This is a genomic window from Streptomyces sp. SJL17-4 (assembly GCF_036826855.1).
Taxonomy (GTDB): Bacteria; Actinomycetota; Actinomycetes; order Streptomycetales; family Streptomycetaceae; genus Streptomyces.
The window spans coordinates 6434765-6457813 of record NZ_CP104578.1 but is presented as its reverse complement, the minus strand read 5'-3'; the positions used below and the strand labels follow the sequence as shown (position 1 = coordinate 6457813).

The window sequence follows — 23049 nt, the reverse complement described above, 5'->3', positions numbered from 1 at the left end:
TTCCCGGTGTTCTCAGGCGAGTCCTGAGCCGTTCAGGTGGGCGAAGGCGGCGGTGATCCGGGGCCGGTCGTATCCGGCCGGGCCGGCCGCTCCGCTGGACAGCAGGGTGTGGAGCAGGATCCGGGCCTTGGCGGGGTCGAGGGGGCCGGCCGGGATCAGTCCGTGGTGCAGCAGGTCGTATTCGGATCCGGGGCTGCGGTAGGTGTCCGAGAGGGTCGCGCCGCTTCCTGTGCGGGAGGCGAGGACGACGGGGATGCGGCGGGCGAGCTCGGCGAGCGGCTCGACGAGCCAGGCGGGGGCGTGGCCGGCGCCGAAGGCGGCGACGACGAGGCCCTGGAAGCGGTCGTCGACGGCGTCGAGGAGTTCGCCGCGGTCGCCGAGGGAGAGGGTCACCAGGGCGACCCGTACCTCGGGGTCGAGCTCCAGCGGGCAGAACGCGGCCTGTACGGCGGGGCGGAGCAGGATGCGGGGCTCGCCCTCGACGACGGTGCCGAGGGGCCCGGCGCCGGCCGAGGTGAAGGTGGCGACGGAGGTGGTGTGGGTCTTGCGGGCGAGGCGGGCGGCGTGGATCTCGTCGGCGAGGACGACGAGGACGCCGAGGTTCCGGCAGGCCGGGTGGGCGGCGACGGCGAGCGCGGCGGCCAGGTTGGCGGGGCCGTCGGCGCCGGGCAGGTCGGGGCGGCGCATGGCGCCGGTGACGACGACGGGCTGCTCGGTGGTGCAGAGCAGGTCGAGGAGGAAGGCGGTCTCCTCCAGGGTGTCGGTGCCCTGGACGACGACCACGCCGGAGCCCGCGGCGACGGTGGCGCGGACCTCGGTGGCGAGGTCGGCGAGGTCGGCGTGGGTGAGGGTGGAGCTGGGGACGCGGCGGAAGTCGTTCAGGACGATGTCGTGGTCGCCGCCGAGTTCGGCGAGGACTTCCCGGCCGCTCATCCGGGCCGCGTCACCGCCTCGTGCGGAGATGGTCCCTCCGAGGGTGAAGACCGTGACGCGGGCCATCAGCGTGCTCCGTCCGCAATCGTCTCGTGGTGGCGGATGACCTCCGCGATGATGAAGTTCAGGAGTTTCTCCGCGAAGGCCGGGTCCAGTTTCGCGCTGCCGGCGAGTTCCCGCAGCCGGGCGATCTGCCGGGCCTCGCGGGCGGGGTCGGCGGGCGGCAGCCGGTGCTCGGCCTTGAGGACGCCGACCTGCTGGGTGCACTTGAAGCGCTCGGCGAGCATGTGGACGACCGCCGCGTCGATGTTGTCGATGCTTTCGCGCAGCCGGGTCAGCTCGGCCCGTACGGACTCGTCGGGCTGGGAGGGGGCCGGGGGCGGGGTGGGCTGGTGGGGTCGGGGGGACTCGCTCATGATCTGCGAGCTTAGACGGATCTCGGGAGGATCGTGGGCGGGTGTTCGGGATCCGGAACGGTGTTGCTCCAGCCGCCGTGCACGGACCGTCCCTGCTGGTCGCGGAAGCGGATGGGGGCGGTGCCGACCCGGCGGGTGAAGAGCCGGGAGAAGTAGGCCGGGTCGTCGTAGCCGACGCGGCGGGCGACGGCGGCGACGGGCAGTTCGGTGGCGGCGAGGAGTTCCTTGGCGCGGCCGAGGCGCACGGTGAGCAGGTAGTCCTTGGGGCTGCATCCGGCGGCCCGGCGGACGGTCGTGCGGAGTTCGGCGGCGGTCATGCCGTGCCGGGCGGCGTGTTCGGCGACGGAGAGCGGCTGGAAGGCGTCGCGGGCGAGGGCGGCGAGGACGGGGTCGCCGTCGGCGTTGGTGTCGGCGCGGGCCCGGCGGAGCGCGACGAGCAGTTCGTGGACGGCGGCGCCGGTCTCGACCTCCAGGAGGGGGTTGCCGGGGCGGGCGGCGCGGGCGATCCGGCCGATGGCGGCGCGGGCGGGCGCGGCGTCGGAGAGGGGGACGACGGGCCGGTCGGGTTCGATGTAGCCGAGTTCGGTGTAGGTGGTGGTGGCGGGTCCGGTGAAGTCGACGAAGGCCTCGTCCCAGCCGGTGCCGGGGTCGGCGCCGTAGTGGTGGGGGGTGCCCGGGGTCAGCCAGAGGAGGGCGGGCGCGGTGACGGTGGTGCGGCGTCCGTCGGGGCCGCGGTACCAGCCGCTGCCGGCGGAGACGACGACGGCCACGTGGTGGTCGAGGGTGCGGGGTCCGACGGTGGGCAGGGTGCCGTGCTGGAGTCCGACGCCGAGGCAGACGAGGCCGAGGCGGTGGTGGACGGGGCTGGGTGTGAAGTAGCGCATCCAGGTGTGGTACATGCGGTGGTGCCCCTCCCCAGCCGTCCGGCGGAGGGGGGCCGGGCGGGCTCTAACGTCCAAACTGCGACGATCTTTGTCCATGGACCGGTTCGCCGCCAGAGGGCGAGGGTGAGGCCATGAGCACGTTCGCTGTGGGTGACGAGGACTTTCTGCTCGACGGTCGGCCGGTGCGGCTGCTGTCGGGGGCTCTGCACTACTTCCGGGTGCACGAGGAGCAGTGGGAGCACCGGCTCGGGATGCTGCGGGCGATGGGCCTCAACTGCGTCGAGACGTACGTTCCGTGGAATCTGCACGAGCCGGAGCCGGGGCGGTACGTGGACGCGGACGCCCTCGGCCGGTTCCTGGACGCGGTGGAGCGGGCCGGCATGTGGGCGATCGTGCGCCCGGGGCCGTACATCTGCGCCGAGTGGGAGAACGGTGGTCTGCCGCACTGGCTGACGGGCCCGCTGGGGCGGCGGGTGCGGACCCTGGACCCGGGGTTCCTGGCGCCGGTGGAGGAGTGGTTCCGGCGGCTGCTTCCGCAGGTGGTGGAGCGGCAGGTCGACCGGGGCGGCCCGGTGGTGCTGGTGCAGGTGGAGAACGAGTACGGCAGTTACGGCAGCGACCGGGGCTATCTGGAATGGGTGGCGGAGTTGTTGCGCGGCTGCGGGGTGGGTGTTCCGCTGTTCACCTCGGACGGTCCGGAGGACCACATGCTGACGGGTGGTTCGGTGCCGGGGGTGCTCGCGACGGCGAACTTCGGCTCGGGCGCGCGGGAGGGTTTCGCGACGCTGCGGCGTCATCGGCCGACGGGGCCGCTGATGTGCATGGAGTTCTGGTGCGGCTGGTTCGACCACTGGGGCACGGAGCACGCGGTGCGGGAGGCGGGGGAGGCGGCGGAGGCGCTGCGGGAGATCCTGGAGTGCGGGGCCTCGGTCAACGTCTACATGGCGCACGGGGGCACGAACTTCGGGGGCTGGGCCGGGGCGAACCGGGCCGGTGATCTGCATGACGGGCCGCTGCGGGCGACGGTGACCTCGTACGACTACGACGCGCCGGTGGACGAGGCGGGGCGTCCGACGGAGAAGTTCTGGCGCTTCCGCGAGGTGCTCGCGGGGTACGCGGAGGGGCCGCTGCCGGAGGTTCCGGAGCCGCCGGTCCGGCTCGCGGGCCCGGTGCGGGGCGGTTTCGACGGCTGGGCTCCGCTGGGCGGGGTGCTGGAGGTGCTCGGTGGGGAGGAACGGGTGACACCGGTGCCGCCGACCTTCGAGGAGCTGGGGGTGGACCGGGGCCTGGTCCGCCACCGGGTGACCGTGCCGGGTCCCCGGCAGCCGTATCCGCTGGGGGTGACGGGGTTGCGGGACCGGGCGGTGGTGTACGTCGACGGGGTCCTGGCGGGGGTCCTGGACACGACGGACGGTGAGGACGTGGCACTGGCCGAACCGGTGGCGGGTCCCGCGCTGGTGGACCTGTGGGTGGAGTCGCTCGGGCGGGTCAACTACGGGCCGCGGCTCGCGGAGCCGAAGGGGATCACCGGGGGCGTACGGCACGAGCGGCAGTATCTGCACGGGTTCCGGTCGCGGGGGCTGCGCCTCGACGCCTTCGAGGCGGCGGCCGTGGACAAGGTGCGGTTCGAGCCGGCGGCGGGCCGGAGCGGGCCGGGTCTCTACCGGGGGACGCTGGAGGTCGTCGGCGCCGGAGACGCGGTGCTGCGGCTGCCGGGCGCGACGCGGGGGTTTGTGTGGGTGAACGGTTTCTGCCTGGGCCGGTACTGGTCGGCCGGACCGCAGGACGTGCTGTTCGTGCCGGGCCCGGTGCTGCGGGAGGGCGCGAACGAGGTGTGGGTGCTTGAGCTGGAGGGGGACGCGGGGGCGGGGCCGGCGCTGGATCCGCTCTGAGCCTTCACGACCGGCAAGGGCGTCGAGTGCGCGACGGTGCCCCGGAGCCGAGGCCGCTCCGGGGCACCTGTTCGTGCGGTCGGCTACAGCGTGGCCGCCGCGGACTTGATCGCGGAGGCGAAGGTCGAGACCTCCGTGTAGACGCCCGGGTAGCCGGCGCGGGCGCAGCCCTCGCCCCAGCTCACGATGCCGACCTGGATCCACGCTCCGGCGTTGTCCTTGCGGAACATGGGGCCGCCGGAGTCGCCCTGGCAGGTGTCGACGCCGCCCTGGGTGTAGCCGGCGCAGATCTCCTCGGCGGGGACGAGGTCGCTGCCGTACGAGTTCTGGCAGGAGGCGTCCGAGACGAACGGGACGTTCGCCTTGAGCATGTAGCGCTGCTGCGCCCCGCCCTCACGGGCGGCGCCCCAGCCGGCCACGGTGAAGGTGCCGCTGTTGTACGCCGTGGTCTCGGCGATCTTCAGGGTGGGCAGCGAGGTGATCGGGCTGGCGAGCTTGATCAGCGCCCAGTCCTTGCCCTTGCCGTTGTAGCCGGGGGCCTGGAGGACCTTGGTGGACCTGACCTTGATCGCGCTGCTGCTCTGCAGGTCCACGACACCGGCGGTGGCGGTGATGCTGGTGTTGTTGCCGGAGCCGCTCACGCAGTGGGCCGCGGTGAGGACGACCTGCGGGGTGATCAGCGAGCCGCCGCAGCCCATGGAGAGGCGGACCATCCAGGGGAACTCGCCCTGGACGGCGCGGGTGCCTCCGACGACGGGGGCGGGGGCGGCGGAGGCGGTGGTGGGCTGGAGGCTGACGGCCGCCAGGACGACGGCGCCGGCCGCGGCCAGCTTCTGGAGCGCACGGACCATTCGGTTCTGATTCACGTGTCTGCCTTCTCTCATGGGGGGTTGCCTCGACGGCCAGTGACATGTGCCCGTCAAGTCATGTCCGGATTATGGGCAACTCCCAACTGCCCCCACAAGGAAGCCTTTTCGGCCACGCGGCACCGGAACCGTAAAATGGACCGGAGGGGGTCCCGTATGCCGAACCGTCAGGAGGGCGACCGCGTCGCCCACGGATTTCCGCACCGCGCCGGCGTCGCGGCCTCGCTCACCGCGCTCTACCGGCGCCTCTCCCCCGACGGCGTGCACCGCTACCCGGCGAGCGTGCCGGCCTCCGACGTGGCCCTCGGCGACGACGAGGACCTGCATCTCGGCACCCAGCGGGTGGCCCACGCCCTGGTCCGGCACCTGCGGCTGCCCGAGGCGCGGATGGTGGTGAGCTTCCGTCCGATGGAGCACGCGGCGGCCGTCGAACTCGCCGCGGGACCCGAGTACTTCGTGGAGCTCAACGACCGCTTCCGGACCCGTCGCCGGGACATCGGCGCGGCCCTCGCCCACGAGACCACCCATGTCCTGCTGCACCGGCTCGGCCTCGGCTTCCCCGGCACCGCCGAGAACGAGATCCTCACCGATGTCGTCACCACGTACCTGGGTGCGGGCTGGCTGCTGCTCGACGCGTACCGCCGGGACGGCGTGGAGAGCCAGAAGCTCGGCTATCTGACCCCGGAGGAGTTCGGCTACGTCCTCGCCAAGCGGGCCGAGGTGTTCGGCGAGGACCCGTCACCGTGGTTCACCAGCGCGGTGGCGTACGAGGCCTGGGTACGCGGCCGGGCCGAGGCCGACCGGGAGCGGATCACGCCACCGCTCGCCGGGGCGGGCTGGGCCGAGCGGCGCCGGTACGGCTGGGAGCGACGCCGGGGCCGGGCCGGCGAGGGCGCTCCGTACGCCTTCCAGGGCGGCGCGCCCGCGACCGGCGTCTCGTTCCTCTGCCCGGTCTGCCGGCAGCGCCTGCGGATCCCGGCGGGCCGGGCGCTGAAGGCCCGGTGCGGGGTGTGCCGGACGGTGCTGGAGTGCGCGGGCTAGTCTCCAGAAGGGGCTTGGACCGCCAGACTCTTGTGGAAGTGGACGTCCTCGGCGCCGCCGGGGATGCCGAGCACCCGTCCGGTCTCGACGTAGCCGTGCCGCCGGTAGAAGTCCGGGGCCTGGAAGGTGAACGACGAGACGTTGGCGCGGTCGCAGCCGCGCCGCCGCGCCTCGTCCTCGGCGGCGCGCAGGAGCCTGCTCCCCCAGCCGTCCTTGCGGCTGTCCTCGCGGACCCACAGCATGTCGATGCCGAAGAGGCCGCTCCAGGTCCAGCCGGTGAGACCGCCGATGAGCTCGCCGTTCTCGTCGACGGCCTTCACGGACAGCTCGCCCTGGTCCTCGGGGGTGGTGTTCGTGGCCGCGAAGTTGAAGGCGTCGAGCCCCTGGTCCAGGAGCTTCGCGAGGGCGGCGTCACCTTCGCCGACATGGAGCGTCGCATGGTCGTGATCGTGCGTCATGCGGCCCGATTCTGGCACGGGCGTACGAACGGGCCACGACCCGGGCGGCGGGGGTGGGAATCGATTTGCGCCAGGGCCGGACGGCGGGTCAGGGTCGGTGCATGAGCACGCTGTTCGACGCCATCCGTGACGGGGACGAGGACGGGGCCGTACAGGCCCTGCGGGACGGGGCCGACCCCGAGGGCCGGGAGGACGGGGAGACCGCGCTGTACCGGGCGGCCGTCGGCAACGAGGCCGGAATCGTACGGGTGTTGCTGGCCGCCGGGGCGGATCCCGGCCGCGGCAGCGGTGAGGAGGGCGACGATCTGCCGCTGTGCGGGGCGGCCGTCGGCGGGCACACCGAGGTGGTACGCGCCCTGCTCGCGGCGGGCGCCGCGCCCGATCAGGAGGAGGCGTACGGCTTCACGGCCCTCGCCTGGGCCCTGCGGCTCGGGCACGCCGACACGGCCCGGCTGCTCCTTGAGCACGGGGCCGACCCCGACCGGCGCGGACCCGACGGGGTCCTGCCGCTGGTGGCCGCCGCCCGGCGCGGCTCCACCGGCTGCGTACGGGCGCTCCTCGACCACGGGGCGAACTCCCGGGAGGCCGCGCTGCGGGAGGCCCGGCGCTGGATCGGGGTCGACATGGCGGCCGAGCTGCGGCGCGGACTCGTCGCGGGGAACGAGGGCGGCCAGACGTTCGAGGCGGTGGTCCGCCGGGTCCGCGAGGACGGCGGGGTGACGGTGGTCGTCGAGCTGCTGCGGGAGGACGGCGCGCCCGGCCGCGGCGACGACCGCCAGACCGGGCACGCGGCGATCTCCACCCTCATCGAGGCGGCGATCGGGCTGCACACCCCGCACGAGGAGCTGGCGGCGCGGGCGCTGCGCTGCGGAGATCCGGAGCTCGACGACTGGACGACGGCGGTGGCCGAACTCGCCGGCCGGGCCGACGAGGAGACGTTCGTGGCGGCGGCCGCGTGGTGCGCGTACCGCGACCCGCTGCGCCGGGCGCTCGGCGCGCGGGTGCTCGGCGCGCTGCCGGGCTTCGCGCCGAGCGCGGTCCCGGTGCTGCGCCGGCTCGCGGCGGAGGTGACGGTTCCGGAGTGGGATCCGCTCTCACCGGCGCGTTCCGCGCGCCGGCAGGTCCCGTCCGCGCGGGAGCCGGGTTCCTCGACGGTGTCGGCGCGGGAGCCGGGGCTTTCGGCGGTGTCGGCGCGGGAGCCGGGTTTCTCGGTGGTGTCGGCTCGGGAGCCGGGTTTCTCGACAGTGCCGGCTCGGGAGCCGGTGCTTTCGGCGGTGTCGGCTCGGGAGCCGGTCCTGTCGGTGGTGTCGGCGCTCGGGGAGTGCGCCGACCAGGCCGCCGTACCCGAACTCCTGGCGGCGGCCGGGCATCCCGACCCGGCCGTCCGGCGGGCGGTCGCGGGAGCCCTGGCCGGGATCGTGCCCGCCGGGCATGTGGAGGCGCTCGGGGTGCTGCTCGCGCTGAGCCGGGACGGGGACGCGCGGGTACGGGACTGGGCGACGCTCGCGCTCGCCGAGCTGCCCGACGACACCCCCCTCGTACGGGAGGGGCTCGCCGAGCGGCTCGGCGACACCGATCCGGAGACGGCGGCGGAGGCCGCGCGCGGGCTGGCGATCCGTCAGGACCCGCGCGCCGTCGACGCGCTGGCCTCGGCCCTGGCGGACGGCGATCCGGAGGGCGCGGCGCGGGAGACGGCGCTCGCCGCCCTGGAGTACGTCCACGATCCCCGGGTCAGGACCCGCCTGGAGTGGACGTCCCCGCGCCGCGCCTGACCTGTGCGGTCGGGCTCAGCAGCCGTAGTCGATCAGGTCGAAGGACGCGTAGTGGTCGGCGGTGTAGTAGTCCTCCTGCGCCGAGTCGCCGGTCACGATCCGGCGGGCGCCGCGGGTGGAGGACCCCGGGGTCTTGACCGTGTACTCGTGGTAGTAGCCCAGCGAGTGGGACGGCAGGATCCCCTCCCGGTTCTGGAAGACGGAGCCGTCCTGGCGGTACGGGAAGGGGCCGCCCGCGTCGATCAGCCGCAGGGTCGTGTACGCCTGGTCGGGGAGGTCGGAGTAGCAGATGTCCCCGACGGCCGCGGTGGCCGCGACCGAGGTCACGACGGTGGCGGGCGCGGGGGCCGGGGAGGCGGCGGTGGCGGGGGCGCCGAGGAGGAGGGAGGTGACGAGGGCGGCGGTCACACCGCCGGCGAGGGTGAATCGAGGGGGGATTCGCATGGCTGAGATTTTGACGCGCGTAGATCTGGTCGGGAAGTCCAACTCCCTTCAATTCGCCGGACGTTAACTCCTTGCCCGCGAACGTGCGGATCCCGTGTACGCGGGAGTGACCCGGCGGGTCATGGGGAACGCGGGGTCCGAGCAAGACTCTGGTTCAGGCCCCGTACACCGGGTGCGGCGGCTCCGCGTCCGCCAGGAGGCGCCGGGCCGTCTCCCCCGCCTCCGCGGGGGTCCGGCGGGTGCCCTTGTCGGCCGTCGGGCCCGGCCGCCAGCCCTCCATGACGGTGAGGCGGCCGCCCTCGGCCTCGAAGACCCTGCCGGTCACGCCGTCCGACGCGGCCGAGCCCAGCCACACCACGAGCGGCGAGACGTCCTCGGGCAGCGCGTCGAGGCCGTCGAAGACCTGCTCGGTCATCCGGGTCCTGGCCGCCGGGGCGATCGCGTTGACCTGGACCCCGTACCGGGCGAGCTCCTCCGCCGCGACGAGGGTGAGGCCGACGATCGCGGCCTTGGCCGCCGCGTAGTTGCCCTGCCCGACGCTGCCGAGGAGCCCGGCGCCCGAGGTGGTGTGGACGACCCGGGCCACCGGAGTGCGCCCGGCCTTCGCCTCGGCCCGCCAGTACGCGCCCGCGTGCCGCAGCGGCAGGAAGTGGCCCTTGCCGTGGACCCGCATGACCGCGTCCCAGTCCTCCTCGTCGAGGTTCACGAGCATCCGGTCGCGCAGGAAGCCCGCGTTGCTGACGAGGGTGTCGAGCCGGCCGTACGCGTCGAGGGCGGTCGCGATCAGCGAGGCGGCGCCCTCGGTGGTCGCGATGTCGCCGCCGTGGGCGACGGCCTCGCCGCCGGCCGCGCGGATCTCCTCGACGACCGCGGCCGCCGGGCTGTCCGGCCCGGGGCGGCCGTCCAGGCCGACCCCGAGGTCGTTGACGACGACCCGGGCGCCCTCGGCGGCGAAGGCGAGCGCGTGCGCCCGGCCGAGTCCGCGGCCCGCTCCGGTCACGATCACCACTCGCTCGTCACACAGACCCATCTCGACTCTCCTTGTTGGCGGTTGTGGCGTCGGCGGTTGCGACGCCGGCGGTCGCGGCGTTGACCGTCGTGGCGTTGACCGTCGCGGCGTTGACCGTCGCGGCGTCCAGGAAAGCGGGGCGCTCCCCGCCGCCGTGCACGAGCAGCGAGGCCCCCGACACGTAGGCCGCCCGGTCGGAGGCGAGGAAGACGGCGGCCTCCCCGATCTCGTCCGGCGCGGCGAGCCGGCCCAGGGGTACGGTCCGGCCGACGGCGGCGATCCCGACCTCGTCGCCGTAGTGGAGGTGGGACAGTTCGGTCTCCACCATGCCGAGGACCAGGGTGTTGACCCGCACCTCGGGGGCCCATTCGACGGCCATCGAGCGGGCGAGGTTCTCCAGGCCCGCCTTGGCCGCGCCGTAGGCGGCCGTGCCTGGGGAGGGCCGGGTGCCACTGACGCTGCCGATCATGACGACGGCGCCGCGTGAGGCCCGGAGGAGCGGATGGGCGGCGAGGCTGACGGTGAGCGGGGCGGTGAGGTTCAGCTCGACCACGCGCGCGTGACGTTCGGCGGCGCCCTCCCCCAGGAGGCGGTACGGCGTGCCGCCCGCGTTGTTGACGAGGGCGTCGAGCCGTCCGTACCGCTCGGCGAACCCGGTGAGGAACTCCCGTATGGCGGCGGGTTCCCGCAGGTCGACGGGGTGGAACTCGGCAGCTCGACCCGCCGCCTCGACCGGTGCCTCCGGGGGTCTGCGGGCGCAGACGGCGACCCGGGCGCCGGCCCGCAGAAAGGCGCGTGCGATGCCCGCGCCGACACCGCGGGTTCCGCCGGTGACGAGCACGACCCTCCCGTCCAGCTCCATCGGCTGCTACCTTCCTCCCGAGAGGGTACCTAACAAACGTTTGGTGGAAAGGTAGCTGATCCACTCATGGGTGTCTGCACCTCGCGCCCCGCTCCGGGCGTGGCCCTGGTCACCGTCGACTTCCCGCCCGTCAACGCCCTGCCCGTCAAGGGCTGGTACGCGCTCGCCGACGCCGTCCGCACGGCGGGCCGCGACCCCGAGGTCCGCTGCGTCGTGCTCACCGCCGAGGGCCGCGGTTTCAACGCGGGCGTCGACATCAAGGAGTTGCAGCGCGACCCCGGGCACACCTCCCTGATCGGCGCCAACAGCGGCTGCGCCGAGGCCTTCGCCGCCGTGTACGAGTGCGAGGTGCCGGTCGTCGCAGCGGTCGCCGGGCACTGTCTCGGCGGTGGCATCGGGCTCGTCGGCAACGCCGACGCGATCGTCGCCGCCGAGGACGCCGTCTTCGGACTGCCCGAGCTGGACCGGGGCGCGCTCGGCGCCGCCACCCATCTGGCGCGGCTCGTGCCCCAGCATCTGATGCGGGCGCTCTACTACACCTCGCGGACCGCGACCGCCGCCGAACTGCACGCCCACGGCTCGGTGTGGCAGGTGGTCCCGCGCGCCGGACTGCTCGCCGCGGCCCTCGGTCTGGCCGGGGAGATCGCCGCGAAGGACGGCAGTCTCCTGCGGCTCGCCAAGGCCGCACTCAACGGCATCGACCCCGTGGACGTCCGGCGCAGCTACCGCTTCGAGCAGGGCTTCACCTTCGAGGCCAATCTCAGCGGGGTCGCCGACCGGGTCCGCGACAGCTTCGGGAAGGAGGGCTCCCGGTGACCGACAAGACGATGACCTGCGAGGACGTCGTGGGCCGGCTCCGCTCCGGCATGACGATCGGGATCGGTGGCTGGGGCTCGCGGCGCAAGCCGATGGCCCTGATCAGAGCGCTGCTCCGGTCCGAGATCAGCGATCTCACGGTGATCTCGTACGGGGGCCCGGACATCGGCCTGCTCGCGGCCGCCGGCCGGATCCGGCGGCTCGTCGCACCGTTCGTGACCCTGGACTCCATCCCCCTCGAACCGCACTTCAGGGCCGCCCGCGAGCGCGGCGCCTTCGAGCTCACCGAGCTCGACGAGGCGATGTTCATGTGGGGGCTGCACGCCGCCGCCAACCGGCTGCCCTTCCTGCCGGTGCGGGCCGGCCTCGGCTCCGACGTGATGCGGGTCAACCCGGGCCTGCGGACCGTCACCTCCCCCTACGAGGACGGCGAGGAGTTCGTCGCCGTGCCCGCGCTGCGCATGGACGCCGCCCTGGTCCACCTCAACCGCGCCGACCGGCTCGGCAACGCCCAGTACCTCGGGCCCGACCCCTACTTCGACGACCTGTTCTGCGAGGCCGCCGACACGGCGTACCTCTCCTGCGAGCGGGTGGTGGAGTCCTTCGGGCCGGACACCGTGCCCCAGACCCTCCTCGTCAGCCGCCACAGCGTCACCGGCGTCGTCGAGACCCCGAACGGGGCCCACTTCACCTCCTGCGTCCCCGACCACGACCGCGACGAGCCGTTCCAGAAGCTCTACGCGACCACCCCCTGGCCCGAGTTCGCCGAGCGCTTCCTCTCGGGCAAGGGCGAGGACGACTACCAGGCGGCCGTCCAGGCCTGGCACAAGGAGCAGCCGAAGTGACGACGGAAGCGACGACGGACGCGGCGACGGACGCGGCGACGGAAGCGACCAGCCGGGCCGAGTACTGCGTGATCGCCTGCGCCGAGGCCTGGCGCGACAACGGCGAGGTGCTCGCCAGCCCGATGGGTCTGATCCCCTCCTTCGGCGCCCGACTCGCCAAACGCACCTTCTCCCCCGACCTCCTCCTCACCGACGGCGAGGCCCTGCTCGTCGGACTCGACGGGGCGCCCGAGGGCTGGCTGCCCTACCGCAGGCACCTCACCATGGTCACCGGCGGCAAGCGGCACGTGATGATGGGCGCAAGCCAGATCGACCGGTACGGCAACCAGAACATCTCCTGCATCGGCGACTGGGAGCGGCCCACCCGGCAGCTCCTCGGCGTCCGCGGCGCGCCCGTCAACACCCTCAACAACCCGGTGAGTTACTGGATCCCCAAGCACTCGCCCCGGGTCTTCGTCGAGCGTGTCGACATGATCAGCGGCGTCGGTCACGACCACGCCGTCGGGCCGTACCACCGCCTCCCCCGGGTGGTGACGGACCTCGCCGTCCTCGACTTCGAGACGCCCGACCACGCGATGCGGCTCGTGTCCGTGCACCCGGGCGTCACCGTCGACGAGGTCCGGGCGGCCACCGGCTTCGAGCTGGTGACCGGCGAGGACGTGCCGTACACCCGCGAGCCGAGCGCCGAGGAGCTCCGGCTGATCCGCGAGGTCATCGACCCGCACGGGCTGCGGAACCGCGAGGTCAGGGCCTGATGGAGACCGCTCTGACCGAGCTGGTCGGCGTCCGCCACCCCCTCGTGCAGACCGGCATGGGCTGGGTCGCCGGGCCCCGGCTGGTCTCCGCCACCGCGAACGCGGGCGCGCTCGGTGTCCTCGCCTCCGCCACGATGACCGTGGCGGAGCTGCGCGCCGCCGTCCGCGAGGTGAAGTCCCGCACCGACCGTCCCTTCGGGGTGAACCTGCGGGCCGACGCCGGGGACGCCCGCGAACGGGTCCGGATCATCGTCGACGAGGGCGTACGGGTCGCCTCCTTCGCGCTCGCGCCGTCCCGGGACCTGATCGCCGAGCTCAAGGACGCGGGGGTCGTGGTGATCCCGTCCGTCGGCGCCCGGCGGCACGCCGAGAAGGTCGCGGGCTGGGGCGCGGACGCGGTGCTCGTCCAGGGCGGCGAGGGCGGCGGTCACACCGGCGAGGTCGCGACGACCGTCCTGCTGCCGCAGGTGGTGGACGCCGTCGACATCCCGGTGATCGCCGCGGGCGGCTTCCGCGACGGGCGGGGCCTGGTCGCCGCCCTCGCCCACGGGGCGGCGGGCATCGCCATGGGCACCCGTTTCCTGCTGACCTCCGACTCGACCGTGCCGGAGGCGGTGAAGGCCCGCTATCTGGCGGCCACGGTCAAGGACGTCACCGTGACGACGGCGGTCGACGGGCTGCCGCACCGGATGCTCCGTACGGACCTCGTCGCCTCCCTGGAGCACGCGGGGCGGGTACGGTCCCTGGCCCGGGCGCTGCGCCGGGCGGCCGGCTTCCGCCGGATCTCCGGGCTCTCCTGGCCCGCGATGATCCGCGACGGCCTGGCCATGCGCCACGGCAAGGACCTCTCCTGGAGCCAGGTCCTGCTCGCCGCGAACACCCCGATGCTGCTGCGGGCGTCCATGGTCGAGGGCCGCACCGACCTCGGCATCATGGCCGCCGGTCAGGTCGCGGGAGTCATCGACGACCTGCCCAGCTGCGAGGAACTGGTCACCCGGATCATGACGGAGGCCGCGGAGGTCCTGCGGGCGCTTCCGCGTCCCGAGGAGTGATCCGGAGAAGAGACCCACACTCCGCACCCCATGCCGCACCCCACTCCGCACCCCATGCCGCACACCCACCCTCAACCCCCTTGAGCCGCAAAGGAGTCCGGCCGTGCACCTGTCTCGACGCGCGCTGCTCACCGCCACCGGCGCCACCGCCCTGCTCGGCGCCCTGCCCACGGAGGCGCTCGCCCTCCCCCGGTTCCCCCAGCCGCCCCCGATCCGGCAGGTCCCCCTCCAGGGCGCCGTCAACGTCCGTGACCTCGGCGGCTACCCCACGTACGACGGGAGCCGGGTCCGGTACGGCCTCGCCTACCGGGGCGACCACCTCGCCAAGCTGACCGACGCCGACGTGGCCACGCTCGCCGGGCTCGGCCTCGGCACCGTCGTCGACCTGCGGATCCCCCTGGAGGTCGGGTACGACGGCGCCGACCGGCTCCCGGCCGGTGCCGTCCCGGTCCCCCGGCCCGTCACCGACAACGGCCTGTTCGGGCAGCTGCTCACCGCGATCGGCTCGCGCGACCCGGTGCGGCAGGAGGAGATGCTGGGCGGCGGACGGGCCGCCGCGTTCATGCGCGAGGTGTACCGCACGTTCGTCACCGACCCCGCGAACCGGGCCGCCTTCGCGGCGACCCTGCGGGACCTGGCCGACCCCCGCCGGGGGCCGCTGCTCCTGCACTGCACGTCGGGCAAGGACCGCACCGGCTGGACCGGATGGCTCCTGCTCACCCTCCTCGGCGTGCCCGACACCCTCGCCCGCGCGGACTACCTGGCCTCCAACACCTTCCGCGCCACGTACGACGCGCGGCTGCGGGAGGGATTGAAACAGGCCGGGCTCATGCAGAACCCGGCCCTGATCATTCCGCTCCAGGAGGTGCGGGCGGAGTACCTCGACACCGCCCTGGAGCAGCTGCGCTCCTCGTACGGGAGCGTGTTCCGTTACGTGTCGGACGGCCTCGGCCTGGAGTTCCGCGAGCTGCTGGCGCTGCGCGAACGGCTGGTGCCCGCGGCCTGACGACCGGCGCGACCGGCACCGGCGCCCGCGGCGGCAGCGCGTCCGCCGCCCGTGCCGGAGCCGGCGCCCCGGCCACCGCCGGACGTGCGGCCCGAGCCACCGGCGGAACCGGCGGTGCGGCCCGCGGAGCCCGACGTACGGCCCGAGGAGCCCGCGGCGCGGCCCGAGGCCGTGCCGGTGGCTCCGGAGCGGCCCGAGCCCGTGCCCGTACCGGCCGTGCCTCCGGCCGGGGCGGGACGGCGGCGCCGGCCCGCGGAACGGCCACCGCCGGCACCGGAGCCGGAGCCGGCCGGCTTGCGCGGCTGGGTCGGCTGCGGGGTCTCGACGACGACCGGGACGCCCGAGGGCTCCCGCGCGCCGGTCAGCTCGGCGAGCTGCTCGTCGCTGGACTTGATCTGCGCCGTGCGGGGGCTGATGCCCGCGTTCGACATCAGACGGCCCATGTCGCGCTTCTGCTCGGGGAGGACCAGGGTGAACACGCTGCCGGACTCACCGGCGCGGGCGGTGCGGCCGCCGCGGTGCAGGTAGTCCTTGTGGTCCATCGGCGGGTCGACGTTGACGACCATGTCGAGGTCGTCGACGTGGATGCCGCGCGCGGCCACGTTCGTGGCGACGAGCGTGGTGACCTGACCGCTCTTGAACTGGTCCAGGGTCCGGTTCCGCTGCGGCTGCGAGCGGCCGCCGTGCAGGCCGGAGGCCCGTACGCCGTTGGCGAGGAGCCGCTTGACCAGCCGGTCCACGGACCGCTTGGTGTCCAGGAAAAGGATCGTCCGGCCGTCGCGGGCCGCGATCTTCAGCGTGACGGCCTTCTTGTCGGTCTCGTCCATCACGTACAGGACATGGTGCTCCATGGTGGTGACCGCGCCGGCCGACGGGTCGACCGAGTGCACGACCGGGTCGTCGAGGAACATCTTGACCAGACGGTCGATGTTCCGGTCGAGGGTGGCCGAGAACAGCAGGCGCTGCCCGTCCGGCTCGACCTGCTTCAGCAGCTTCGTGACCTGGGGCAGGAAGCCCATGTCGGCCATCTGGTCGGCCTCGTCGAGGACGGTCACGGCGACCTGGTCGAGGCGGCAGTCGCCGCGGTCGATGAGGTCGTGGAGCCGGCCGGGCGTGGCGATGAGGATCTCGGCGCCGCGCCGCAGCGCGGACGACTGCCGGCTGATCGACATGCCGCCGACGACGGTGGTGATGCGGAGCCGCAGCGCGGAGGCGTACGGGGTGAGCGCGTCGGTCACCTGCTGCGCGAGCTCGCGGGTGGGCACCAGGACGAGCGCGAGCGGCGCGCCGGGCTCGGCGCGGCGGCCGGCCGAACGGGCCAGGATCGCGAGTCCGAACGCGAGGGTCTTGCCGGAGCCGGTCCGCCCGCGGCCGAGCACGTCACGGCCGGCCAGCGAGTTCGGGAGGGTCGCGGCCTGGATCGGGAACGGCTCCGTGACGCCCTGCTCGCCCAGGGTCCGCAGCAGGCCCTCGGGCATGTCGAGGTCGGCGAAGGCGGCCACCGCGGGCAGGGCGGGCGTCACCGTCTCCGGCGGCGTGAACTCGCTCGGCGGCGGGGGCGCGGTGGGACGGCGCCCTCCGCGGGAGGCCTTCGGCTGTGACGTGGACTTCGCCTGGGCGGTGCGGGGGCTGCGCTTGTGAGGGCGTTCGGAGCGGGTCATGCGTGCCTTTCTGGCCGGTGCTCGCGGCGCAGCCGGGGCCCGCACCTGCACGGTGCGGGCCCCGGCTGCTCTACCCGGAACACGCGATACGGGCCCCGGCTGTTTTCCCGGAACGCGCGGTACGAGCCCCGGATGTCTCTACCGGAACAATAGTGCGCCCCGGAACCTTCCCGCCCCTCCCGACCGATGCCCGGACGGATCAGACCTGCCCAGCGGGGTGTGACGTGGGCGACCTCACAGTGGAACGGCACTGATCACCGAGCCGGTCACAGCCTTTCGACGCTCGTGACGTTCGCCTGGCTCAGAGCCTTTCGATGATCGTCACGTTCGCCTGGCCGCCGCCCTCGCACATGGTCTGGAGGCCGTAGCGGCCTCCGGTGCGTTCCAGTTCGTGGAGGAGTGTCGTCATCAGTTTCGCGCCGGTCGCGCCGAGCGGGTGGCCCAGGGCGATCGCGCCGCCGTTGACGTTGACCCGGGCCGGGTCGGCGCCGGTCTCCTTGAGCCAGGCGAGGACGACCGGCGCGAAGGCCTCGTTGATCTCGACGAGGTCGATGTCGTCGATGGTCAGACCGGTCTTCTTGAGCGCGTGGGCGGTCGCCGGTATCGGCGCGGACAGCATCCGGATGGGGTCCTCGCCGCGCGCCGAGAGGTGGTGGATCCGGGCCCGGGGGGTGAGCCCGTGCTCCCGTACGGCCCGCTCGCTCGCCAGGAGCAGCGCCGCCGCCCCGTCGGAGACCTGGGAGGAGCAGGCGGCGGTGATGGTGCCGCCCTCGACGACCGGCCGGAGCCCGGCCATCTTCTCCGCGCTGGTGTCGCGGCGCGGCCCCTCGTCGACGGTGACGTCGCCGTACGCCACGGTCTCCCGTGCGAAGCGGCCCGCGTCGATCGCGCGGAGCGCCCGCTGGTGCGAGCGGAGGGCGAACTCCTCCTGGTCGCGGCGGGTGATCCGCCACTTCTCGGCGATCAGCTCGGCGCCGTGGAACTGGTTGACGGGCGCGTCGCCGTACCGGGCGCGCCAGCCCTCGCTGCCGTGGAAGGGGCCGCCGGTGAGGCCGAGGGGTTCGGCGGCCTGCCGGGAGGCGAAGGCGATGGGGATCATCGACATGTTCTGCACGCCGCCGGCGACGACGAGGTCCTGGGTGCCGGACATCACGGCCTGGGCGGCGAAGTGCACGGCCTGCTGGGACGAGCCGCACTGGCGGTCGACGGTCACCCCGGGGACCTCCTCGGGGAGGCCCGCGGCGAGCCATGCCGTGCGGGCGATGTCGCCGGCCTGCGGCCCGACGGTGTCGAGGCAGCCGAGGACGACGTCGTCGACGGCGGCCGGGTCGATCCCCGCCCGGATGACGAGGGCCTTCAGGGCGTGGGCGCCGAGGTCGGCCGGGTGGACGGGCGAGAGTCCGCCCCCTCGGCGCCCCACGGGCGTGCGGACCGCTTCGACGATGTAGGCCTCGGGCATGGCGACTCCTCGGGGTGTGTTCCTGGCGTCTACGTGCGTACGGCGATTCCGTCCAGGACCATGGACAGGTACTGGCGGGCGATCTCCTCGGGGCTGTGCAGGCCGCCCGGCCGGTACCAGGACGCGGCGACCCAGACGGTGTCGCGGACGAACCGGTAGGTCAGGCGGACGTCCAGGTCGGCGCGGAAGGCCCCGGCGGCGACCCCGCGCTCCAGGGTGCCGAGCCAGGCCTTCTCGAACCTGCGCTGCGAGTCGGTGAGGTAGTGGAAGCGGGGCTGGTCGGTGAGGTGCCGGGACTCCTTCTGGTAGATGGCGACGGCGGCGCGGTGCCGGTCGATCTCGCGGAAGGACTCGGTGACGAGGGCCTCGATGGTCTCGCGGGGCCCGAGTCCGGCGTCGAGGACGGCGTCGTACCCCTCCCACAGCTCGTTGAGGAAGGTGGAGAGGATCTCGTCGAGCATCGACTCCTTGGAGTCGAAGTGGTAGTACAGGCTGCCGGCGAGCATGCCGGCGGCGTCCGCGATCTTGCGGACGGTGGTGGCGTTGTACCCCTGGGCGGCGAACACCTCGGCCGCCGTGTCGAGGAGTTCACGGCGCCGCTCGGGCCCGCCGCTCACCGGGGTCTTCTTCTTGCTCGAGCTCTTGCTCGAGCTCTTGCTCGAGCTCTGGGGAGTGTTCGGCACACGTCCATTCTGGTCCTACGGATGCTGGCTGCTGACGGAGACCGTCTCGCCGGTCATGTAGGAGGAGTAGTCCCCGGCGAGGAACACGATGACGTTGGCGATCTCCCAGGGCTCGGCGTACCGGCCGAAGGCCTCGCGCGCGGTCAGCTCGTCGAGGAGTTCGGTGGTGGTGACCTTGGCCAGGTGGGGGTGCATGGCGAGGGACGGCGAGACGGCGTTGACGCGGACGCCGTACGCGGCGGCCTCCACGGCCGCGCAGCGGGTGAGGGCCATGACGCCGGCCTTGGCGGCGGCGTAGTGGGCCTGGCCGGCCTGGGCGCGCCAGCCGACGACGGAGGCGTTGTTGACGACGACGCCCCCGGTGCCGGTGCCGGTGACGTCGCCGGTGGCCGCGTCGCGGAAGTGGCGGAGGGCGGCGCGGGTGCAGCGGAAGGTGCCGCCGAGGGTGACGTCGAGGACCCGGTTCCACTGCTCGTCGGTCATGTCGGCGAGCTCCGCGGTGCCGCCTAGGCCGGCGTTGTTGACGGTGATGTCCAGGCGTCCGTGGAGCCGTACGGCCGTGTCGTAGAGGGCCTGGACCTGGGCCTCGTCGGTGACGTCGCAGGGCTGGGAGGCGACCGCGTCCGCGCCGAACTCGGCGGCGAGCGCGGTCTCGGTCTCCTTGAGGCGCCGGGTGTGGGCGTCGCTGACGAGGACGCGGGCGCCCTCCTCCAGGAAGCGGCGGGCGGTGGCGCCGCCGATGCCGGCTCCGGCGGCGGCGGTGATCACCGCGGTCCGGCCGGCGAGGAGCCCGTGGCCCCGCACGTAGGGGGGCGGAGGGGTACGGGTCATGGGCGCGGCTCCTTCGGGAGGCCGAGCACCCGCTCGGCGATGATGTTCCGCTGGATCTCGCTGGACCCGGCGTAGACGGTGTCGGCGCGGGAGAAGAGGAACAGCCGCTGCCAGTCGTCGAGTTCGTACGGGGCTCCGGCGGCCAGCGTGGCGGCGGGGCCGCGCACCTCCAGGGCGAGTTCGCCGAGGTCGCGGTGCCAGTGGGACCAGTACAGCTTGGCGGCGGAGGGGTCGGTGCCGCGCAACGCGCCGGCGCGCATGGCTTCGAGGCCGGTCCAGGCGCGGGTGAGGCGGTCGCGGATGTCGGGGTCGGCGGCGGCGCCGTTGCGGCGGGCGAGGGCGACGAGGGCGTCGAGTTCACGGCGGAAGCCGACCTGCTGGCCGAGGGTGGACACGCCGCGTTCGTAGCCGAGGGTGGCCATGGCGATCCGCCAGCCGTCGCCGGGTGCGCCGACGACGTGCGCGGCGTCGGTGACGGCCCCGTCGAAGAAGACCTCGTTGAACTCGCTGGTGCCGGTGAGCTGGACGATGGGCCGGATGTCCACTCCCGGCTGGTCCAACGGCACCAGCAGGTACGAGAGCCCGGCGTGGCGGCGGGATCCCGGCTCCGTCCTGGCCAGGACGAAGCACCACTGGGACTCGTGGGCGAGGGAGGTCCAGATCTTCTGCCCGTTCACCACCCACCGGCCGTCCTCCAGGGCGGCGCGGGTGCGGACGGCGGCGAGGTCGGAGCCGGCGCCGGGTTCGCTGTAGCCCTGGCACCAGAGTTCCCGGGCGGCGCGGATCGGGGGCAGGAAGCGGGCCTTCTGCTCCTCGGTGCCATGGTCGATGAGAGTGGGGCCGAGGAGCTGTTCGCCGATGTGGTTGACGCGGGCGGGGGCGTCGGCGAGGGCGTACTCCTCGTGGAAGGCGATCTGCTCCTCGACGCTCGCGCCGCGCCCGCCGTGCTCCTTCGGCCAGCCGACGCAGGTCCAGCCGTGGGCGGCCAGGTGCCGCTCCCAGGCGAGGCGTTCGGTGAAGGCCTCGTGCTCGCGGCCGGGTCCGCCGCGCCCCTTGAGGGCGGCGAAGGATCCGCTGAGGTGGGTCTTCAGCCAGCCCCGTATCTCCGCCCGGAACTCCTCGACGCTGCTCATGGCCGTACGTTAACCTACCAAACACTTGTTAGGGAACGGGTGAGGGCGGGGTGACCGATGGATCTCTCGTACACGCGGACCGAGGAGGCCTTCCGGGCGGAGGCCCGGGAGTGGCTGCGGGAGCACGTCCCCGCCGAGCCGCTGCCTTCCCTGGAGACGGCCGAGGGCTTCGCCGCCCACCGTGCCTGGGAGGCCGAACTGGCCGCCGCCCGCTGGTCGGTGGTCTCGTGGCCGGAGGCGTACGGGGGCCGGGGCGTCGGCCTCGCCCGGTGGCTGCTCTTCGAGGAGGAGTACTGGGCGGCGGGGGCGCCCGGCCGGGTCTCGCAGAACGGCGTCCAGCTCCTCGCGCCCACCCTCTTCGACCACGGGACGGCGGAGCAGCGGGCCCGGGTCCTGCCGTCGATGGCGACCGGGGAGACGATCTGGGCGCAGGCCTGGTCCGAGCCCGAGGCCGGCTCCGACCTGGCGTCCCTCACCTCCCGCGCGGTCCGCACGGACGGCGGCTGGCTGCTCTCCGGGCAGAAGACCTGGTCCTCCCGGGCCGCCTTCGCCGACCGGGCCTTCGGGATCTTCCGCAGCGATCCCGACGCGGACCGGCCCCACCGGGGCCTCACCTACCTCATGTTCGACCTGCGGGCGCCGGGGGTGACCGTCCGGCCCATCGGCCGGCTCGACGGGAAGCCGGCCTTCGCCGAGCTGTTCCTCGACGGGGTGTTCGTCCCGGACGAGGACGTGATCGGGGAGCCGGGCCAGGGCTGGCGCATCGCGATGTCCACGACGGGCAACGAGCGCGGCCTGATGCTCCGCTCCCCCGGCCGTTTCCTCGCCGCCGCCGACCGGCTCGTACGGCTCTGGGAGACGGAGGGCGAGCCGGCGGACTCGGCGCTGCGGGACCGGGTGGCGGACGCGGTCATCGGGGCGCGGGCGTACCAGCTGTTCACGGCGGGCGCGGCGGCCCGGCTCCCGACGGGCGCCGAGTCCAGCCTCAACAAGGTGTTCTGGTCGGAGTACGACCTGGCGCTGCACGAGACGGCGCTGGACCTCCTGGGCGCGGACGGCGAGCTGACGGACGGCGCGTGGGCGGAGGGGTACGTCTTCTCCCTCGCGGGCCCCCTCTACGCGGGCACCAACGAGATCCAGCGCGACATCATCGCCGAGCGACTGCTCGGCCTCCCGAAGGGGCGCCGCTGATGACCTTCCTGCCGACCGACGAACAGCGCGCCTTCGCCCGTTCCCTGGACGCGATGCTCACCGCCGCGGACACCCCGGCAGCCGTACGGGCCTGGGCGGGCGGGGACCCCGGCCCGGGGCGGGCGCTGTGGGGACGGCTGGCGGAGGCGGGGGTGAGCGCGCTCGCCATCCCGGAGGAGTACGAGGGACTGGGCCTGTTGCCGGTCGAACTCGCGCACGCCTTCGTGGAGTTGGGCCGTCACGCGGTGCCCGGCCCGGCGGTGGAGACGGTCGCGACGGCGGTCCTCCTGGGGGAGCTGGCGCGGCTGGGCGAGCCGGGCCCTGCGAAGCGGCTCCTGCCGGGGCTGGCGTCGGGCGAGCGGACGGCGACGCTGACGATCGCCGGGGTGGAGACCGTACGGCACACCGTCCCGTACGCCCTGGACGCCGACCGGGCGGACACGGTGCTCGTCGTCCGCGGGGAGGAACTGTGGCGGGCGCCCGGCCACGGCCCGGTCCGGGTCTCCGCCGACCCCGCGCGGCGGCTCGCCCGCCCCGCGCCCGGCGGGGAACTGCTCGCCGAGGGCCCCGCGGTGACCGTCGCGGCGGGGCAGGCCCGGCGCTGGGCGATGCTGGCGACGGCCGCGCAGTCACTGGGCGTGGGCCTGGCGCTGCTGGACCGGACGGTGGCGTACGCCCGGCAGCGCGCGCAGTTCGGCACCCCGATCGGCGCGTTCCAGGCGGTCAAGCACCGCCTGGCGGACACCCTGCTGGCCCTGGAGTTCGCGCGGCCGCTGCTGTTCGGGGCGGCGGTGACGATGACGCCCGGGGACCTGGCCGCGGCCAAGGTGGCCACGGGCGAGGCCGGGTACGCGGCAGCGCGGACCGCGCTCCAGATCCACGGCGCGGTCGGCTACACGGAGGAGCTGGACCTGTCGCTCTGGCTCCGCAAGGCCCGCCCCCTGAGGAACGCCTGGGGCGATCCGGCCACCTGCCGGGCGACGGTCATCGGCGCGTACTCCCGAACCGGGTCATGACGCCCGACGCCGGCCCGGAGTCGC

23 protein-coding genes are annotated in these 23049 nt (G+C 74.0%); 10 read left to right on the top strand and 13 right to left on the bottom strand.

Annotation, left to right across the window (positions count from 1 at the left end):
- Window positions 1-12: 12 nt before the first annotated feature.
- From N5875_RS29035 to N5875_RS29025, 3 genes are read right to left on the bottom strand one after another with little or no spacing between them, the layout of a single operon-like run.
- Window positions 13-999, bottom strand: a complete 987-nt coding sequence (locus tag N5875_RS29035) for an asparaginase (protein ID WP_318207236.1) — start codon at window positions 997-999, stop codon at window positions 13-15.
- Complete coding sequence (locus N5875_RS29030; RefSeq protein WP_318207237.1) at window positions 999-1349, bottom strand: chorismate mutase; 351 nt, start codon at window positions 1347-1349, stop codon at window positions 999-1001. The genes N5875_RS29035 and N5875_RS29030 overlap by 1 nt, the downstream gene beginning before the upstream one ends.
- An 11-nt stretch (window positions 1350-1360) precedes the next feature.
- Window positions 1361-2248, bottom strand: coding sequence for an AraC family transcriptional regulator (locus N5875_RS29025; RefSeq protein ID WP_338497118.1), 888 nt, complete (start codon window positions 2246-2248; stop codon window positions 1361-1363).
- A gap of 116 nt (window positions 2249-2364) precedes the next feature.
- Here N5875_RS29025 and N5875_RS29020 point away from each other — a divergent pair, with 116 nt between their 5' ends.
- Window positions 2365-4125, top strand: coding sequence for a beta-galactosidase (locus N5875_RS29020; protein WP_318207239.1), 1761 nt, complete (start codon window positions 2365-2367; stop codon window positions 4123-4125).
- A gap of 83 nt (window positions 4126-4208) precedes the next feature.
- On the opposite strand, the gene N5875_RS29015 is transcribed toward N5875_RS29020, so the two are convergent.
- Window positions 4209-5009, bottom strand: a complete 801-nt coding sequence (locus N5875_RS29015) for a serine protease (protein ID WP_338497116.1) — start codon at window positions 5007-5009, stop codon at window positions 4209-4211.
- Between the two features lie 138 nt (window positions 5010-5147).
- Between N5875_RS29015 and N5875_RS29010 the strand changes: the two genes are divergently transcribed.
- Entirely contained in the window at window positions 5148-6032 is an 885-nt protein-coding gene (locus N5875_RS29010; protein ID WP_318207240.1) for a hypothetical protein, read from the top strand.
- Here the strand turns inward: N5875_RS29010 and N5875_RS29005 are convergent.
- Window positions 6029-6490 carry a GNAT family N-acetyltransferase gene (locus tag N5875_RS29005; protein WP_338497113.1) on the bottom strand — a complete coding sequence of 154 codons (462 nt, stop codon included), beginning with the start codon at window positions 6488-6490 and terminating at the stop codon, window positions 6029-6031. The genes N5875_RS29010 and N5875_RS29005 overlap by 4 nt on opposite strands.
- 101 nt (window positions 6491-6591) lie before the next feature.
- Here N5875_RS29005 and N5875_RS29000 point away from each other — a divergent pair, with 101 nt between their 5' ends.
- The gene (locus N5875_RS29000; RefSeq protein ID WP_338497111.1) at window positions 6592-8262 is read left to right on the top strand and encodes an ankyrin repeat domain-containing protein; all 1671 of its coding nucleotides are present in this window, start codon (window positions 6592-6594) and stop codon (window positions 8260-8262) included.
- A gap of 15 nt (window positions 8263-8277) precedes the next feature.
- Here the strand turns inward: N5875_RS29000 and N5875_RS28995 are convergent, their stop codons facing one another.
- The 3 genes from N5875_RS28995 to N5875_RS28985 form a co-directional block, all read right to left on the bottom strand.
- Entirely contained in the window at window positions 8278-8706 is a 429-nt protein-coding gene (locus N5875_RS28995) for a ribonuclease domain-containing protein (protein ID WP_318207243.1), read from the bottom strand.
- A 154-nt stretch (window positions 8707-8860) separates the two neighbouring features.
- Window positions 8861-9736 (bottom strand): SDR family oxidoreductase, encoded by an 876-nt coding sequence (locus N5875_RS28990; RefSeq protein ID WP_338497108.1) that lies wholly within the window; start codon window positions 9734-9736, stop codon window positions 8861-8863.
- Complete coding sequence (locus N5875_RS28985; protein WP_338497107.1) at window positions 9723-10577, bottom strand: SDR family oxidoreductase; 855 nt, start codon at window positions 10575-10577, stop codon at window positions 9723-9725. The genes N5875_RS28990 and N5875_RS28985 overlap by 14 nt, the downstream gene beginning before the upstream one ends.
- Window positions 10578-10643: 66 nt before the next feature.
- Between N5875_RS28985 and N5875_RS28980 the strand changes: the two genes are divergently transcribed.
- The 5 genes from N5875_RS28980 (at window position 10644) to N5875_RS28960 (ending at window position 15051) form a co-directional block, all read left to right on the top strand.
- Window positions 10644-11393, top strand: a complete 750-nt coding sequence (locus N5875_RS28980) for an enoyl-CoA hydratase family protein (RefSeq protein ID WP_338497106.1) — start codon at window positions 10644-10646, stop codon at window positions 11391-11393.
- Complete coding sequence (locus tag N5875_RS28975) at window positions 11390-12238, top strand: CoA-transferase (protein WP_338497105.1); 849 nt, start codon at window positions 11390-11392, stop codon at window positions 12236-12238. Before N5875_RS28980 ends, N5875_RS28975 begins: the two co-directional genes overlap by 4 nt.
- Window positions 12235-12993 (top strand): CoA-transferase, encoded by a 759-nt coding sequence (locus N5875_RS28970; protein ID WP_338497104.1) that lies wholly within the window; start codon window positions 12235-12237, stop codon window positions 12991-12993. Before N5875_RS28975 ends, N5875_RS28970 begins: the two co-directional genes overlap by 4 nt.
- Window positions 12993-14045: a nitronate monooxygenase gene (locus N5875_RS28965; RefSeq protein ID WP_318207249.1), complete on the top strand. Its 1053-nt coding sequence runs from the start codon at window positions 12993-12995 to the stop codon at window positions 14043-14045. Before N5875_RS28970 ends, N5875_RS28965 begins: the two co-directional genes overlap by 1 nt.
- Before the next feature lie 103 nt (window positions 14046-14148).
- Window positions 14149-15051 (top strand): tyrosine-protein phosphatase, encoded by a 903-nt coding sequence (locus N5875_RS28960; RefSeq protein WP_318207250.1) that lies wholly within the window; start codon window positions 14149-14151, stop codon window positions 15049-15051.
- On the opposite strand, the gene N5875_RS28955 is transcribed toward N5875_RS28960, so the two are convergent.
- From N5875_RS28955 to N5875_RS28935, 5 genes are all read right to left on the bottom strand, one after another.
- Window positions 14976-16712, bottom strand: a complete 1737-nt coding sequence (locus N5875_RS28955; protein WP_338497102.1) for a DEAD/DEAH box helicase — start codon at window positions 16710-16712, stop codon at window positions 14976-14978. The two genes, N5875_RS28960 and N5875_RS28955, sit on opposite strands and share 76 nt — an antisense overlap.
- 301 nt (window positions 16713-17013) lie before the next feature.
- Window positions 17014-18171, bottom strand: coding sequence for an acetyl-CoA C-acetyltransferase (locus N5875_RS28950; RefSeq protein WP_318207252.1), 1158 nt, complete (start codon window positions 18169-18171; stop codon window positions 17014-17016).
- Between the two features lie 29 nt (window positions 18172-18200).
- Complete coding sequence (locus tag N5875_RS28945) at window positions 18201-18788, bottom strand: TetR/AcrR family transcriptional regulator (RefSeq protein ID WP_318207253.1); 588 nt, start codon at window positions 18786-18788, stop codon at window positions 18201-18203.
- Window positions 18789-18869: 81 nt separating this feature from the next.
- Window positions 18870-19685, bottom strand: a complete 816-nt coding sequence (locus N5875_RS28940; RefSeq protein WP_318207254.1) for an SDR family oxidoreductase — start codon at window positions 19683-19685, stop codon at window positions 18870-18872.
- The gene (locus N5875_RS28935; protein WP_318207255.1) at window positions 19682-20818 is read right to left on the bottom strand and encodes an acyl-CoA dehydrogenase family protein; all 1137 of its coding nucleotides are present in this window, start codon (window positions 20816-20818) and stop codon (window positions 19682-19684) included. Before N5875_RS28935 ends, N5875_RS28940 begins: the two co-directional genes overlap by 4 nt.
- Window positions 20819-20875: 57 nt before the next feature.
- Between N5875_RS28935 and N5875_RS28930 the strand changes: the two genes are divergently transcribed.
- Window positions 20876-22009 (top strand): acyl-CoA dehydrogenase family protein, encoded by a 1134-nt coding sequence (locus N5875_RS28930; protein ID WP_338497098.1) that lies wholly within the window; start codon window positions 20876-20878, stop codon window positions 22007-22009.
- Window positions 22009-23025, top strand: a complete 1017-nt coding sequence (locus N5875_RS28925; RefSeq protein ID WP_338497096.1) for an acyl-CoA dehydrogenase family protein — start codon at window positions 22009-22011, stop codon at window positions 23023-23025. Before N5875_RS28930 ends, N5875_RS28925 begins: the two co-directional genes overlap by 1 nt.
- Window positions 23026-23049: the final 24 nt, after the last annotated feature.

Coding starts and splice junctions, on each gene's coding strand:
- N5875_RS29005 (WP_338497113.1), bottom strand. CDS start 6,490: ATGACGCACGATCACGACCATGCGACGCTCCATGTCGGCGAAGGTGAC.
- N5875_RS29000 (WP_338497111.1), top strand. CDS start 6,592: ATGAGCACGCTGTTCGACGCCATCCGTGACGGGGACGAGGACGGGGCC.
- N5875_RS28995 (WP_318207243.1), bottom strand. CDS start 8,706: ATGCGAATCCCCCCTCGATTCACCCTCGCCGGCGGTGTGACCGCCGCC.
- N5875_RS28985 (WP_338497107.1), bottom strand. CDS start 10,577: ATGGAGCTGGACGGGAGGGTCGTGCTCGTCACCGGCGGAACCCGCGGT.
- N5875_RS29035 (WP_318207236.1), bottom strand. CDS start 999: ATGGCCCGCGTCACGGTCTTCACCCTCGGAGGGACCATCTCCGCACGA.
- N5875_RS28955 (WP_338497102.1), bottom strand. CDS start 16,712: ATGACCCGCTCCGAACGCCCTCACAAGCGCAGCCCCCGCACCGCCCAG.
- N5875_RS29025 (WP_338497118.1), bottom strand. CDS start 2,248: ATGTACCACACCTGGATGCGCTACTTCACACCCAGCCCCGTCCACCAC.
- N5875_RS28965 (WP_318207249.1), top strand. CDS start 12,993: ATGGAGACCGCTCTGACCGAGCTGGTCGGCGTCCGCCACCCCCTCGTG.
- N5875_RS28940 (WP_318207254.1), bottom strand. CDS start 19,685: ATGACCCGTACCCCTCCGCCCCCCTACGTGCGGGGCCACGGGCTCCTC.
- N5875_RS28980 (WP_338497106.1), top strand. CDS start 10,644: ATGGGTGTCTGCACCTCGCGCCCCGCTCCGGGCGTGGCCCTGGTCACC.
- N5875_RS28935 (WP_318207255.1), bottom strand. CDS start 20,818: ATGAGCAGCGTCGAGGAGTTCCGGGCGGAGATACGGGGCTGGCTGAAG.
- N5875_RS28925 (WP_338497096.1), top strand. CDS start 22,009: ATGACCTTCCTGCCGACCGACGAACAGCGCGCCTTCGCCCGTTCCCTG.
- N5875_RS29020 (WP_318207239.1), top strand. CDS start 2,365: ATGAGCACGTTCGCTGTGGGTGACGAGGACTTTCTGCTCGACGGTCGG.
- N5875_RS29015 (WP_338497116.1), bottom strand. CDS start 5,009: ATGAGAGAAGGCAGACACGTGAATCAGAACCGAATGGTCCGTGCGCTC.
- N5875_RS28950 (WP_318207252.1), bottom strand. CDS start 18,171: ATGCCCGAGGCCTACATCGTCGAAGCGGTCCGCACGCCCGTGGGGCGC.
- N5875_RS28990 (WP_338497108.1), bottom strand. CDS start 9,736: ATGGGTCTGTGTGACGAGCGAGTGGTGATCGTGACCGGAGCGGGCCGC.
- N5875_RS29010 (WP_318207240.1), top strand. CDS start 5,148: ATGCCGAACCGTCAGGAGGGCGACCGCGTCGCCCACGGATTTCCGCAC.
- N5875_RS29030 (WP_318207237.1), bottom strand. CDS start 1,349: ATGAGCGAGTCCCCCCGACCCCACCAGCCCACCCCGCCCCCGGCCCCC.
- N5875_RS28930 (WP_338497098.1), top strand. CDS start 20,876: ATGGATCTCTCGTACACGCGGACCGAGGAGGCCTTCCGGGCGGAGGCC.